Source organism: Sphingomonas sp. CBMAI 2297 (assembly GCF_029870595.1).
Lineage (GTDB): Bacteria > Pseudomonadota > Alphaproteobacteria > Sphingomonadales > Sphingomonadaceae > Sphingomonas.
This window is the reverse complement of the sequence record NZ_JAPDIR010000011.1, coordinates 32,547-46,466: the sequence shown is the minus strand read 5'-3', so window position 1 is coordinate 46,466 and position 13,920 is coordinate 32,547. Positions and strand designations below refer to the sequence as shown.

The following is a 13,920-nucleotide window of genomic DNA, read 5'->3' as shown; positions in this document are numbered from 1 at the left end:
GCTCACTTGGCCCCCGCGCCGTTATAGGTGAGGCCGAAGAAATCGCCCTTGTTCCACATCGGCCGCTGCTCGCCATCGGCGATCTCGCGGGCGATGCGATAGTTCACGTCGACGAAGCGCACGCCCGATTCCCAGTCGATCGCCGGCAGCTGGCCGATCTCGTCCGAGGGCCGGTGATAATGGTTCTTCATGAAATCGTCGATCGCGGCACGGCCCGGGCCGCCGGCACCGGGCCAGAGAAAGACCGAGGGCACGCCCTTGCGGACGAAATTATAGTGATCCGAGCGCACGAAGATGTTCTCGCCGGGCAGCGGATCGTCCGACAGCGGCACGCCGATCGCCTTGCCCGCCCGCTCGACGATCGGGCCCAGCGTGGAATGGCCGGCGCCGTACACCACGATGTCCTGGAACTTGTAGGTGATGATCGGCATGTCGAGATTGACGTCGGCGACGATGCTCGACAGCGGCACGGTGGGGTTGTTGGCGAAATAGTCCGAGCCGACCAGCCCCTTCTCCTCGGCGGTGACGGCGAGGAACAGGATCGAGCGGCGCGGCTTCGTGCCCGCCGTCTTGAAGCGCTTGGCCTCCTCGATCAGCGAGGCGATGCCGACCGCGTCGTCCAGCGCGCCGTTGTTGATCGTGTCGCCGGTCTTGTCGGGCCGGCCGACCCCGATATGGTCGAGATGCGCGGAAAGGACCACGACTTCCTTCGACAGCGCCGGATCGCTGCCCGGCAGCATGCCGGCGACATTGTAGCTCTTCACCGGCGTGAGCGCGGTCTTGGCGGCGACGGTGACGGTCACCGGCAACGCCTCCGCCTTGAACACCGCGTCGGGCGCCGCGGCCGCCTTGGCGATATCGGCCCATTTCTGCCTGGCGCCGGCGAACAGCTTCTCGGCGCCGACCAGGCTGACCGTGCCGGCCGAGGGCGTGCCCGGCGCGGCGATATGGCCGGTGCCGTCGGGATTGCCCCAGGTAAAGCGCGACCGCGACGCGTAGGTGATATAGAGGCTGAACGGTGGCGCCTTGCCGACGCGCGGCGATTCAATCGTGATCGTAGCGATCGCGCCGTGCTTCGCCGCGATCTCGGCCTTGGCGGCGGGATTGGAGAAATGCGCGGCGACCTCGCCGGGGAAGCTCTCGGGCGCGCCGCCGAAATAGGCGACGATCCGGCCCTTCACATCGACGCCCTTATAGTCGTCGCGGCCCTGGCCGACGATGCCATAGCCGACGAACACCACCGGCGCGGTGACGCTGTAGCTGGGCGTCTCGGGATTGGCCGAGGAAACGAAATCCTTGCCGAATTCGAGCGCGACCGGCGTGCCGCCCTTGTCCGTCACCGTCATCGTGCCGGGGCCGTCCAGCTTGGCGCTGACCAGCGGCACCTTCTGCAGATAGCCGCCCTCGTCGCCCGCCGGCTTGAGCCCGGCCGCGTAGAATTGCGACGCGACATACTGGGCGGCGATGTCGAATTCGGGGCTGCCGGCCTCGCGGCCCTTCAGCGCGTCCGAGGCGAGGAACATGACATGGCTCTTGAGCGCCGCCTGGTCGGCGGGCAGCTCGGCATTGACGATCGCATTGCGCTCGGCGGCAGTGGGGGCCGGGGCGGGCGCCGGAGCGGGCGCGTTCTGGGCATAGGCGGGCAGCGCCAGCATCAGCGCAAGGGCCAGCGGCGTGGTGGTGCGGATCATGTGGGGGAACCTCTCGGCGGCAACTCGGTATATCGCTTCGGTAGCACGGCTTGGCGCAGGCGCAAGCCGGCAGATTTTCAAGGTGGCGAGCGCCGAGCTTGCCCTTATATCCGAGGCACCATGGCAGACGCTTCCAACGCCCCGCAGACTCCGCACATCACGCGCCGCGAGGATTATCGCGCGCCCGACTGGACGGTTCCCGAGATCGCGCTCGACTTCGATCTCGATCCGGTGGCGACGCGGGTCCGCGCCACGCTGAAGGTGGCGCGCAGCGGCGCGCACGACCGGCCGCTGGTGCTGAACGGCGACGGACTGGCGGCGGAGTCGGTGAAGGTCGACGGTGCCGAGGCCCAGGGCTGGCGCATGGACGGCGCGGACCTGGTGATCCCGCTCGACAGCGACGCGCACGAGATCGAGACGGTCGTGACGATCGCGCCCGAGCGCAATACCCAGCTGCAGGGCCTTTATGCCTCGTCGGGCATGCTCTGCACCCAGTGCGAGGCAGAGGGCTTTCGCCGCATCACCTTCTTCCCCGATCGGCCGGACGTGCTCTCCAGGTACAAGGTGCGGATGACCGCCGATCGGGCGCGCTTCCCGGTGCTGCTGGCGAACGGCGATCCGATCGCGCAGGGCGATGCGGGCGACGGGCGCCACTGGGCCGAGTGGCACGATCCCTTCCCCAAGCCGAGCTATCTGTTCGCGCTGGTCGCCGGCGACCTGGTCGCCAATCGCGGCACCTTCACCACGATGACCGGGCGGACGGTCGATCTCGGCATCTGGGTGCGCGAAGGCGACTTGCCCAAGACCGATCACGCGCTGCACGCGCTCAAGCTGTCGATGGCCTGGGACGAGAGCGTCTATGGCCGCGAGTACGACCTCGACGTGTTCAACATCGTCGCGGTGGACGACTTCAATTTCGGCGCGATGGAGAACAAGGGGCTGAACGTCTTCAACAGCCGCTACATCCTCGCCGATCCCGACACCGCCACCGACTATGATTACGACGCGATCGCCGCAGTGGTGGCGCACGAATATTTCCACAACTGGTCGGGCAACCGCGTCACGTGCCGCGACTGGTTCCAGCTCAGCCTGAAGGAAGGCTTCACCGTCTTCCGCGACCAGAGCTTCTCCGGCGACCAGGGCAGCAAGGCGGTCAAGCGGATCGAGGACGTGCGCGGTCTGCGCGCGTCGCAATTCCCCGAGGACGCCGGCCCGCTCGCCCATCCGGTGCGCCCGGACGAATATATCGAGATCTCCAACTTCTACACGGCGACCATCTACAACAAGGGCGCCGAAGTGATCCGGATGATGTCGACCATCCTGGGGCGCGAGAAGTTCCGCGCCGCGACCGACCTGTATTTCGACCGGTTCGACGGCACCGCCGCCACCTGCGAGGATTTCGTCCGCTGCATGGAGGAAGCCGGCGGGGTGGACCTGACCCAGTTCCGCCGCTGGTACAGCCAGGCGGGCACGCCGCGCGTCTCCGCGACGCTGAGCCAGGAGGGCGGCCGCGCCCGCCTCAGGCTCGCCCAGGCCGTACCGCCGACGCCGGGCCAGCCGGCCAAGGAGCCGATGGTGCTGCCGCTCAGGCTCAAGCTGTTCGGCGGGATTACCGGGCGGCCGATGTGCGACGAGCAGCTGATCCTGCTCAAGGACGCGGCGCAGGAGATCCTGTTCGAGAATCTGTCCGAGGCGCCGGTGCTCTCGATCAACCGCGGCTTCTCCGCCCCGGTGATCGTCGAGACCAACCGCACGGCGAGTGACCTCGCCTTCCTCTCCGCGCATGACGACGATCCCTTCGCCCGCTACGAGGCGATGCAGCAGCTGATGCTCGACACGCTGGTCGCCGCCGTGACCAGCGGCAGGGGCGAGCATGGCGCGGTGATCGAGGCGGTGCGGAACACCCTGCGCGATTCCGCGCTCGACAAGGCATTCGTCGCGGAAGCGGTGCTGCTGCCGTCGGACAGCTTCATCGGCGACCAGATGGGCGTGGTCGATCCCGATGCGATCTTCGCGGCGCGCGAGGCGCTCCGCGCCGACCTGGGCAAGGCACTGGAGGGTGAATGGCGCGCCGCCTATGACGGGGCACAGGCCAATCGCTTCGAATATTCGCCGGCCGCCAAGGGCGCGCGGCGGCTGAAGACGGTGGCGCTCGGCTATGTCGCGGCGAGCGGCGCGGACGACGCCGCCGCGCTCGCCTTCGGCCAGTTCGAGGCGGCGGACAACATGACCGATCGCCAGGGCGCGCTGACCACTTTGGTCAATGGCGACTCGGACCGGCGCGAGGCGGCGCTGGCGGCCTTCTACCAGCGCTACCAGGGCAATGCGCTGGTGCTCGACAAATGGTTCCAGACCCAGGCGCTCTCATCGCGCGACGATACCGCCCGGGCGGTCGAGGCGCTGGCGGCGCACAAGGACTTCACGCTCGCCAACCCGAACCGCGCACGGGCGCTGATCGGCGCGTTCAGCGTCAACCAGCGCGCGTTCCACGATCCCTCGGGCCGCGGCTATCGCTTCGTCGCCGACCAGCTGATCGCGCTCGACCGGCTCAATCCGCAGACCGCGGCCAGGCTGGTGCCGCCACTCGGCCGCTGGAAGCGCTTCGACGCGGCGCGCGCGGCCAGGATGCGCGCCGAGCTGGAGCGGATCGTCGCCACGCCGGGCCTGAGCAAGGACATGTTCGAGCAGGCGAGCAAGTCGCTGGACTAGCGCCATCCCGGCCAAGGCGGGGGTGACGTATTTGCTTTGAACGCAGGCACCGGGAAGCGATTCCCGGGGCCGCCGTCCATATCGGCGGGGTAAGGAGACACAGCATGACCTTGTCGACCAAGACCATCCCCTCGCCCGTCGGCGCGCTCACCCTTGTCGCCAGCGCCAAGGGCCTTGTCGCGATCCTGTGGGAGAACGACTCGCCCGACCGAGTGAAGCTGGACGAAGCGACCGGCGATGCCGGGCATCCGGTGCTGATCGCGGCCGAGACCCAGCTGCGCGAATATTTCGCCGGCACCCGCACCCGGTTCAACCTGCCGCTGGATTTCCGCGGGACCGAATTCCAGAAGAGCGTCTGGGCCGAGTTGCTCGCCATCCCCTTTGGCGAGACTCGCTCCTATGGCGAGATCGCCGCGAAGCTGGGCCGCCCCAAGGCGTCGCGCGCGGTCGGCGCCGCCAATGGACGCAACCCGATCTCGATCGTTGCCCCGTGCCACCGGGTGATCGGATCGACGGGCAAGCTCACCGGCTTCGCCGGCGGGCTGGACGCCAAGGAATATCTGCTCGCGCTGGAGCGCCGCGCCGGCTGACGCGGGAGCGTTCGCGCCGGACCGGCGTTGGCGCCGCATGATCAAGCTGATTGCCACCACTGCCCGCGACCGCGACCGGGTGGGCGAGATCGCGGCCGTGGCCGCGCGCTTCGGCCTGGGCGTGCTGCTCGCCCGGCTGGGCTTCGCGAACGAGGGGGCGGAGGCGGAGGCGGGCGCGCTTCCGCTCCCGCGCCGCACCCGGCTGGCGCTCGAGGCGCTGGGGCCCAGCTTCGTCAAGATCGGCCAGATCCTCGCGACGCGCGGCGACCTGCTGCCCCCCGAATGGATCGCCGAGCTCGAGCTGCTGCACAGCGACGCGCCCACGCTGGACTTCGAGGCGATCCGCGCGGCCGTGGAGGAAGCGCTGGGCGAGCCGCCCGAGGCCGCGTTTGCGCGCTTCGATCCGGTACCGCTCGCCGCCGCGTCGATGGCGCAGGTCCATCGCGCCCGATTGAGGGACGGAAGCGAAGTCGTGCTCAAGGTCCGCCGCCCCGGCATCCGCCGCGCGATGGAGGCCGACATGCGGCTGATCGCCGAGCTGGCCGCGCTGGTCGAGCGGGGCAGCGCCGAGGCGCGGCGCTTCGAGCCGGTGGCGCTGGCGCGGCAGCTGCGCCAGGCGATGCTCGAGGAGCTGGACTTCACCCAGGAAGGCCGCAACGCCGATCGGATCCGCGAGGACCTGGCGGGCCAGCCCGGCGTGCTCGTGCCCGGCATCCACTGGCAATGGACCAGCGAGACGCTGCTGGTGATGGACTATGTCGAGGGCGTGAAGCCGCTCTCGGCCGAAATACTGGAAGCGCGCGGGATCGATCCCGCGGCGATCGCCGCGCTGGGCGCCGATCTCGTCATCGAGATGGTGCTGGTCCATGGCCGCTTTCACGGCGATCCGCACCCCGGCAACCTGCTCTGCCTGCCCGGCGACCGGCTGGCGCTGCTCGACCTGGGCTCGATCGGCCATATCGGGCCGGGACGGCGCGAGGAGTTTCTGGGCTTCGTGCTATCGCTGGCCTGGGGCAATCCGCGCGCGCTCGCGGAGACGCTGGCGCTCTGGTCCGAAGGGCATGGCGTGCCGCGCGGCCGCATCGATCGCGCCGCCGAGCAGATCGTCCAGCGGCATGGCGGCGGGCGCATCGTCATGGCGGAGATGGTGCCCGATTTCCTGCGGCTGCTGCGCGAGGAAGGGCTGGTGATGCCGCCGGACCTGCTGCTGGTGTTCAAGGCGTTTGTAACGATGGACGGCGTGCTCGCGCGCATCGCGCCGGGCTTCGACCTGTCCGACGCGATCCGGCGGGCGGCGGCGCGGCTGGTGGCGGCGCGCTTCGCGCCGGGGCGGCTGGCGGCGAGCGGCGGCATGTTCGCCTGGACGCTGGCGGGGCTCGGCGACGATGCGCCGCGGCTGCTGCGCGCCGCGATCCGGCGGATCGAGGCCGAGCCGCCGAACGACACGGCGACCGCCGCCGCGATCCGGAGCGGTGCCGGCTGGATCGCCGCCGCGCTGCTGGGCGGGGCGGCGATCCTGGCCATGGCGCTGGTGCTTTAGGTTGAGGATTCCCATTCTTCCTTCGCCACCCCGGCCTTGAGCCGGGGTCCCGCTGCCTCGCTCACGGAAGAAGAAGCGGAATCCCGGCTCAAGGCCGGGATGACGGTGGAAAACAGGGGCAGGGACAGGAAAAGATGCGTCCCCAACCTATGCCATCACGTTGCGGCCGCGCGTCACCACCGCGGTGTGCCCCACGCTGGCCTTGGTGGTGCGCTGGGTGATCGTGTCCATGAACACCCAGTCGTTGCTCGCCTTTTCCGGCGTGAGGGTGAGCGCCATATAGCCGCGGCGGCTGGTGTCGCACCATTTCAGCTCGGGATTGGCGGCGACCAGGCCGGCGGCGATGATCTTCGGATCGGTGGTGGTGCTGTTCTCATAGCCCGGCGAGGTGACGCTGTGGCCGGCGAACTCCACGCCGGCGGGCTTGCCGTCCTGCCCCAGGTCGAACGCCCAGGCATTGTGGCTGTCGCCGCACAGCACGACGAGGTTCGCGCCCGCCGCCTGGGCGGACTTGAGGAAACGCGCGCGCGCCGCCGGGAAGCCGCCCCAATTGTCGAGGTCCGACGGCACGCCGAGCTTGCTGGCGATCACGCCCGACTGGACATAGGCGCGGGTGCGGGCCGGGGCATCCGGCTTGATCCAGTCGAGCGCCTGCTCGGGCATGCGCTGCTTGCCCATGATCGTGCCGAAGCCGACCAGCTGCCACTTCTGGCCGGCGCGCACCGACTTGCGCAGCGCGTGGCCGAGCCACACCTCCTGCTCGGTGCCGAGCATGGTGCGCGCGGGATCCTGCAATTCGCCGTCGCGAAAGGCGATCAGCGCCTTCTGCGCGTCGGCGGAGCGGAACAGCGGGGCGAGATCGGGCTCGTCGCTGCGCGCCAGCAGGCGGCTCTCGGTGCGGAACAGCGTGGCCAGGCCGCCAATGTCGTAGCTGCCCCAGGGCGTTTCCGAGACCGGCAGCCATTCCTTGAACGCCTGCAGCGCCGCCGCCTTGCGGACGCTCCAGTCGCCTTCGTCCGGCTGATGGTTCTGCGCGCCGCCTTCCCAGCTGTTGTTGGTCGATTCATGATCGTCCATCTGGATCAGCATCGGCTTGACCCGGTGCAGTTCCTGCAGATCGGGATCGCTGCGATAGCTGGCATAGCGCAGGCGATAATCGGCGAGATGGACCATCTCGGTCGCCGGCTCGGGCCAGCGATCCGCCACCGCGCCGCCGGCCGGCGCATAGCCGCCCCGCTTATATTCGTAGAGATAGTCGCCGAGATGCACCCACAGGTCGATATCGGCGCGTGCCGCGGCATGGCCATAGGCATTGAAGAAGCCGAACGGCATGTTCGCGCAGGAAAAGACGCCGATGCCGAAGCGGCCGACATTGCCCGCCGGCAGCGTCTTCGTCCGGCCCACCGGCGAGAAGCTGCCATCGGGGCCGACGAAGCGATAGAAATAGCTGGTGCCCGGCTCGAGCCCCTCGACGGTGATCTTGGCGGTGTGGTCGCGCCACGGGCCGGTGATCTGCTCGCCGCCCGAGGCGATCTTCGCGAAATCCGCGGTCTTCGAAATCTCGGCCCTGAGCTTCGCCGCGCCGCCATCGGCGGGAACATAGCGGGTCCAGAGCAGCATCGTGTCCTGCCCGGGCTCGCCGCTGGCGACCGAATGCGTGAAGCCGGTGGCCAGCGCCTGGGCCAGCGAGAAGCCCGGAATGGCCAGCGCGCCAAGGCCCAGCGTGCCGGTGAGGAGAAGCGAGCGGCGATCGGTGCGAAGCGTCATTTGTAGCGTTCCCGGACTATTTCATCGCAAGCCTTGCCGTGCTCTCGTGGCGAGTTCGTGACAGCGCGCGCGCGCGGCGCTAAGCACGGGTCAGAATTCACCGGGAAGGGTCCCTTCGACAATCATGCTGCATCTCCTTCCGCCCGGGGCGCCGCGCTCCTGATGGCAAGCAAGTCCGAAGTGCTGGGGAGCCGGACTGCTCGCCTTTCCGATCTGGTCGTCGCGATCGCCGCCTTGCCGCGCTGGTCGATCCTGCTGCTCGCCGCCGTGGCGGCGCGCGCGATCACCTTTGGCAATCCCGTCGTCCATATCGATGAGGAATTCTACCTCGTCACCGCACAGCAGATGCTGCACGGTGCCGTTCCCTTTGTCGATGTCTGGGACCGCAAGCCGGTCGGGCTGTTCCTGGTCTATCTGCTGCCGGCCGCCTTCGGCACGCCGGCGGGGATCTGGGTCTATCAGGCGATGGCGCTCGCCGCCGTGGTGGGCACCGCGCTGCTGATCTGGCGGCTCGCCGACAAGGCCGGCTGGAGCCGTGGCGGCCTGCCCGCCGCGCTCCTCTATCTGCTCATGCTCAATTTCGCCGACGGCCAGGGCGGGCAGGCGCCGGTCTTCTACAATCTGCTGACGGCCTGGGCCGTGCTGCTGATCGTGCCGCGCCCCGACGATGCGAGCGACGACCGCCGGCGCATCCACCGCGCCACCGCGGCGATGCTGATCCTCGGCCTGGCCATGCAGATCAAATATTCGGTGGTCTTCGAGGCGATCTTCATCGGCCTGTGGCTGATGTGGAACGAGATGCGCCTGGGCACCAGCATGGCGCACGTGCTGCGGCGCGGCGCGCTCTGGGCGGCGGCGGTCTGGCTGCCCACCCTCACCGCCTGGGCGGTGTTCATCCTGCTCGGCCATGGCGACCCGTGGTTCTATGCCAATTTCGGCTCGATCCTGGCGCGGCAGAGCGATCCGCCGATGGTGCTGATCCGCAACTTCCTGGAAGTGGCGCTGATGCTGGCGCCGCTGCTGATCGTCTCCGGGCTCTCGCGCCATGTGCCGGTGGGCGAGCGCCGCGAGCATCCGGTGCGGGCATTGCTCTTCGGCTGGCTCATCGCCGCGGTGATCGGGCTGCTCGTGTTCGGCACCTGGTTCAATCACTATGCGCTGCCCGTCCTGCTGCCCGCCAGCCTGTGCTGCGCCGGCTATCTGGGCGGCACCGAGACCGGCCGCAAATGGGTGGCGCCGCTGCTGCTGCTCGTGGCGGCCCTCGGCGGCGAAGCCCGGCTGGTCAGCGTGAAATTGCACCGCGGCAACGCCGCGCAGCTCCAGGCACTGGCCGACGGCATCGGACGCGGCCCGGGCTGCATGTACATCTATTCGGGCAATCCGATCCTCTACGGCTATACCGGCCGCTGCACCGTGTCGCCCTGGGTCTTCCCCAGCCATCTTTCGCGCGAGCGGGAGAATGGCGCGCTGGGCGTGGACCAGCTCCAGGAGATCGACCGCATCTTCACCGCCGAACGGCCAGAGATCGTGGTGATGCGCCCGGTCTATTTCGGCGAGCGCATGGCATCGCACCAGCTGGCGGTGCAGCGAATGGAGGCGCTGGGCTATCGCCTGCGCGGCCGCTGGCCGCTCGGCGACCTCAGCATCTCGGTCTATGCGCTGCCGGCGGCGCGCACGCCGGCGCCGCCGCGCCTCGCCTCGAGCAGGCCTTCGTAATAGGCCATCAGCTCGGCGGCATGGTCGGCGTCGCTGCGGACCTTGCCGGCGGCGACCCGGGCGGCGTTGCGCAGAATGGCCTGCTCGCGGGCGAACATGCGGCGGATCGCGCCGGCCGCCGAATAGGCGTCGCGCGCGCGATAGGTTTCGGCGAAGAGCGGATCGGCGAGCTCGGCGAAGCCGCCCTCGTCGGGCCCGATCAGCGGCAGGCCCGAGGCCAGCGCCTCGGAAGCGACCAGGCCAAAGGGCTCGGCGTCGGATCCGTGGATCAGCGCGTCGCAGCTGGCCATGATCCGCGAGAAACGCACCCGGTCATAGACCGGACGGAAGATCTTGATGTGCGGGCTGCCGGCGATGCGGGCCTCGAGCTGGCGGCGCTGCGGGCCGTCGCCGATCAGCATCAGGCCGACGGGCAGGTCGTTTGCCGCGGCCTCGACCGCGTCGATCACCAGCGGCCAGCGCTTCTCCTTGTGGTGCCGGCCCAGGCCGAGCAGCAGATGCCCCTCCGGCGGCAGGCCGAGCTGGGCGAGCAGCGCCACGCGCAATTTCTCGTCGCGCAGATCGGGCGAGAACCATTGCCGCTCGATCCCCAGCGGCATCGAGGCGTGGACATGCATGCCGCGCCGGCGGAACCGCTTGGCCAGCGCCGGGCCGTTGGTGACGAACGCGTCGTAATGCTCGAGGAAGCGGCTCATGTACCGCGTGTACCAGGCAAAGGCCCGCTCGACCTGGATCGGCGTCGCCACGCTGTCGAGCCAGCGCTGCGGATAGGCGCCGATATTGTCGCCATGCGCGAAGAACACCTTCACCGCGTCGCCCTGCCAGCGCGCCACCGTCCAGGCCGGGAGCCAGGGCGAGCTGGTCTCGACGATGTCGGGCCGCAGCATGTCGAGCAGCTTCCACACCGGCTCGTCGTGCACGAAGATGCCGTAGTTGCGATCGAGGATCAGCGGCGGCGCCTTGACCCAGAAGATCCGGCCGCCGCCGGGGCGCTCCTCGACGCTCGATTCGAGCGCCGGCGCGATGACGGTCAGCTCATGGCCCATATCAGCCATGATCCCCATCTTGCGGTCGAGATAGGTGCGCACGCCGCCACCGGTCGGCGAGTAGAACTCGTTGACGTCGACGATGCGCATCGTCCCTGCCCCTCAGTCGTCGAGCGGCGCGAAGCCGCCCAGGCCCCGGAGATATTGGGCCTTGATCGTGATCTGTCCACCACCGGGCCCGACATTGACCAGCGCCTGGCGCACCTTGGGGCGGCTGCGGCCGAGCTTCTGGTTGCTCGGGAAGCCGGCGCCGTCCTCCCAGAAGTTGAACTTGTTCTTGCCGTCGCGATCGTGGGTGAACAGCACCGCCCAGGTGCCCGGCCCCGGCGCGCGGATGCACAGCCGGACGGGGCCGGAGGCCGGCGTCTGCGCCCAGATGCGGCGGAACGGCTTGTTCTCCCGCTTGAGCGACGTGTCGTCGCGCAGGAAATCCTCCTCGTTCGGCGGATAGATTTCGAGCTTCAGCCGCCCGGTGCGATCCTTGAGGCCGGTGACGTTCACATAGAGCGGCACGCCGGTGCGCGTGGCGCAATTGCCGTCGACCGGATCCGGCTGCGCGGCCGCGGCGCAGGCCGGCGCCGCCGCAAGGGCGAGCGCGCCCGCGGCGCCGATGGTCGTCGGGGCGATCAGGGAACGGATCATGACTGCTTGTTCCTCGTGAGCAGGGCCTGCACGCTGAAGCCCCCGATCAAGGTGACATGGACGAGAAGAGTGAGGCCGGCGATCAGCGCCATCAGCTCGGACATGGCCGAGCCCTGGCCGATCACCACCCCGGTGATCGCGGCGAAGGCGGCCTCCTTGCTCGGCACCAGCGGCAGGCGCCAGACGAGCAGCCGGCCGGCCGCCATCATCAGCCACACGCCGATCGAGACGTTCGGCATCGCCAGGTGCCAGGCGATCGCAACGAGCAGCGATCCGGTGACGATGCGCGCGCAATGCACCAGGAACACCCACCACAGCTCGCGGCGGGGCAGCGAGAACACGCGCTTGGAGAAGAGCACGAACGGCACCGACATCAGCACCAGCACCACCACCGAGCCGAGCACCGCGCCCTTCCACTGCGGCGGCACCAGGCCCAGATAGAGCGGCAGGCCGAGGATCATCATGAGCAGCGTGATCGCGTTGCCGGCGATCGCCGACAGGATCATCACGTCCTTCACCGCGCCGAAGGGCGCCGCGACCATCTGGGTGCGCTGGCGCGCCCAGGCATAGAAATAGGCCTCGCCCGAATAGCCGAACAGCACTTCGTTCGAGATGCGCTTCTTGTGGAGCGCGGCCAGCCCGGCGAGCGGAATCTGCCACAGCCGCCGGAAGATCACATAGTCGAAGGTCGGCGGCCCGACATAATAGAGCGCGAAGACCAGATAGAAGAGCGGGTTGGCGGGCAGATTGCGATAAAGGCCCTGCAGCCCCGATCCGAACAGCTCGCGGCCCAGCGCCACGATCATCAGCAGCGTCAGCGCGCCGCCCAGAAACGCCGGCCAGCGGCGCTTGATCTTTTCGACGGGTTCGAGACCCGCAAGGTCGGGCGCGCCCGGGAGGGGGACGGCCTCGACAACGCTCGTGTTCACCGAAGCCTCCAGACCTGGTTCGTTCACCGATTCACATTCCGCCGCCCAAAAACGGGCATTTCCAGCACTTTATCCGCACCATGCGGCGTACAGCCCCCCAGTATACGCCAACACGAAAATGGCTGGTGGCAGCAGATTGCGGTTTATTGCGGGGGCGATTTGGGCTTAAGAGTGGCAATCCGCAAGACCCTATGTTGCACCGCACCCATTCCGAAACCGCTCAGCACATCCTCACCTACGCCCAGCAATTGCAGGGCGGCGGGGTGGAGCGGGCGATGCTGCGCATGGCCGCGGGATGGCAGGCGGCGGGGCGCCGGGTGACCCTGGTGCTGGGCAGCCGCGAAGGGCCGCTGGCCGCGGAGATCCCCGACGGGATCGAAGTGATCGAACTGGGCGACGGGCGCCACCAGGCACTGTTCCGGCTCGCGGACGAGATACGACGCGCACGGCCGGACCTGCTGTTCTGCCCGGGCAACCGCTATACCGGCGTCACCGCGCTCGCCCGGCTGCGGCTGGGCCGCGCCGCGCCGCCGATCGTGGGCAAGGTCTCCAACGCGCTGGTGCGCCCCGAGCTCTCGCGCGGCGCCGCCTGGCGCTATCGGCGCTGGCTGCGGCTGCATCCGCGCTTCCTCGATCATGTCGTGGCAATGACTCCGGCAATGGCGACCGAGACGATGGCGGAGATGGGCATGCCGCCGGAGCGGGTGGGCGTGATCGCCAATCCGCCCGCCCGGCCGATCGCCGGTGCCACGCCGGTGGCGCTGCCCATGGGCCGCTACCTGATCGGCGTCGGGCGGCTGGAGCCGCAGAAGCGCTGGGACCGGCTGCTCGACGCCCTGCCCCGGCTCGCCGACGCGCAGGTGAAGCTGCTGCTGCTCGGCGAGGGCGCCGCGCGCGCCGCGCTCGACGCGCAGATCGCGGCGCTCGGGCTGGGTGACCGGGTGATCATGCCCGGCCATGCCGGCGATCCGCTGCCGGCGCTCAGGGGCGCGGCAGTGGCGGTGCTGACCTCGGACTATGAAGGTGTGCCCGGCGTGCTGCGCGAGGCGCTCTCGGTCGGGACGCCGGTAGTATCCACCGAATCGAGCGTCGCGGTGCGCGAGATCGTCCATGCGCCGGAACTGGGCACGGTAATCGCCCGCGAGGATGGCGATGCATTGGTCGCCGCCCTCGATCACTGGCTGGCGCCGGACGCGGTGCGGCCCGCGCCGGTGACGGCCACGGGCGATCCGATCGCCGACTATCTCGCACTGTTCGACCGGATGGTGGACGGCCGCCGGCGCTGATCGG

The 13,920-nt window shown here is 69.2% G+C and carries 10 protein-coding genes; 5 read left to right on the top strand and 5 right to left on the bottom strand.

Features of this window, described 5'->3' with window-relative positions; genetic code table 11:
- Positions 1-2 precede the first annotated feature (2 nt).
- Positions 3-1,691 carry a M28 family metallopeptidase gene (locus OMP43_RS15710; RefSeq protein ID WP_280280464.1) on the bottom strand — a complete coding sequence of 563 codons (1,689 nt, stop codon included), beginning with the start codon at positions 1,689-1,691 and terminating at the stop codon, positions 3-5.
- A 120-nt stretch (positions 1,692-1,811) separates the two neighbouring features.
- Here OMP43_RS15710 and pepN point away from each other — a divergent pair, with 120 nt between their 5' ends.
- From pepN to OMP43_RS15695, 3 genes are all read left to right on the top strand, one after another.
- On the top strand, positions 1,812-4,400 hold the full coding sequence (gene pepN / locus OMP43_RS15705) for an aminopeptidase N (protein WP_280280463.1): 2,589 nt from the start codon (positions 1,812-1,814) through the stop codon (positions 4,398-4,400).
- Between the two features lie 104 nt (positions 4,401-4,504).
- Complete coding sequence (locus OMP43_RS15700; protein ID WP_280280462.1) at positions 4,505-4,990, top strand: methylated-DNA--[protein]-cysteine S-methyltransferase; 486 nt, start codon at positions 4,505-4,507, stop codon at positions 4,988-4,990.
- Between the two features lie 37 nt (positions 4,991-5,027).
- Positions 5,028-6,530: an AarF/UbiB family protein gene (locus OMP43_RS15695; RefSeq protein WP_280280461.1), complete on the top strand. Its 1,503-nt coding sequence runs from the start codon at positions 5,028-5,030 to the stop codon at positions 6,528-6,530.
- 147 nt (positions 6,531-6,677) lie between these two features.
- Here the strand turns inward: OMP43_RS15695 and OMP43_RS15690 are convergent, their stop codons facing one another.
- Positions 6,678-8,297, bottom strand: a complete 1,620-nt coding sequence (locus OMP43_RS15690; RefSeq protein ID WP_280280460.1) for an alkaline phosphatase D family protein — start codon at positions 8,295-8,297, stop codon at positions 6,678-6,680.
- A 162-nt stretch (positions 8,298-8,459) separates the two neighbouring features.
- Here OMP43_RS15690 and OMP43_RS15685 point away from each other — a divergent pair, with 162 nt between their 5' ends.
- Positions 8,460-10,013: a hypothetical protein gene (locus OMP43_RS15685; protein ID WP_280280459.1), complete on the top strand. Its 1,554-nt coding sequence runs from the start codon at positions 8,460-8,462 to the stop codon at positions 10,011-10,013.
- Here the strand turns inward: OMP43_RS15685 and OMP43_RS15680 are convergent.
- The 3 genes from OMP43_RS15680 to OMP43_RS15670 are packed head-to-tail and all read right to left on the bottom strand — an operon-like array spanning position 9,950 to position 12,630.
- Positions 9,950-11,149 (bottom strand): glycosyltransferase, encoded by a 1,200-nt coding sequence (locus OMP43_RS15680; protein ID WP_280280458.1) that lies wholly within the window; start codon positions 11,147-11,149, stop codon positions 9,950-9,952. The genes OMP43_RS15685 and OMP43_RS15680 overlap by 64 nt on opposite strands.
- 12 nt (positions 11,150-11,161) lie before the next feature.
- Complete coding sequence (locus tag OMP43_RS15675) at positions 11,162-11,701, bottom strand: DUF2141 domain-containing protein (protein ID WP_280280457.1); 540 nt, start codon at positions 11,699-11,701, stop codon at positions 11,162-11,164.
- Entirely contained in the window at positions 11,698-12,630 is a 933-nt protein-coding gene (locus OMP43_RS15670) for a hypothetical protein (RefSeq protein ID WP_280280456.1), read from the bottom strand. The genes OMP43_RS15675 and OMP43_RS15670 overlap by 4 nt, the downstream gene beginning before the upstream one ends.
- A gap of 194 nt (positions 12,631-12,824) precedes the next feature.
- Between OMP43_RS15670 and OMP43_RS15665 the strand changes: the two genes are divergently transcribed.
- The gene (locus tag OMP43_RS15665; protein ID WP_280280455.1) at positions 12,825-13,916 is read left to right on the top strand and encodes a glycosyltransferase; all 1,092 of its coding nucleotides are present in this window, start codon (positions 12,825-12,827) and stop codon (positions 13,914-13,916) included.
- Positions 13,917-13,920 lie beyond the last annotated feature (4 nt).

Bases quoted from the DNA above. Each gene is read 5' to 3' on its own strand.
- OMP43_RS15685 (WP_280280459.1), top strand. From the start codon at position 8,460: ATGGCAAGCAAGTCCGAAGTGCTGGGGAGCCGGACTGCTCGCCTTTCC.
- OMP43_RS15690 (WP_280280460.1), bottom strand. From the start codon at position 8,297: ATGACGCTTCGCACCGATCGCCGCTCGCTTCTCCTCACCGGCACGCTG.
- OMP43_RS15700 (WP_280280462.1), top strand. From the start codon at position 4,505: ATGACCTTGTCGACCAAGACCATCCCCTCGCCCGTCGGCGCGCTCACC.
- OMP43_RS15675 (WP_280280457.1), bottom strand. From the start codon at position 11,701: ATGATCCGTTCCCTGATCGCCCCGACGACCATCGGCGCCGCGGGCGCG.
- OMP43_RS15680 (WP_280280458.1), bottom strand. From the start codon at position 11,149: ATGCGCATCGTCGACGTCAACGAGTTCTACTCGCCGACCGGTGGCGGC.
- OMP43_RS15695 (WP_280280461.1), top strand. From the start codon at position 5,028: ATGATCAAGCTGATTGCCACCACTGCCCGCGACCGCGACCGGGTGGGC.
- pepN (WP_280280463.1), top strand. From the start codon at position 1,812: ATGGCAGACGCTTCCAACGCCCCGCAGACTCCGCACATCACGCGCCGC.
- OMP43_RS15710 (WP_280280464.1), bottom strand. From the start codon at position 1,691: ATGATCCGCACCACCACGCCGCTGGCCCTTGCGCTGATGCTGGCGCTG.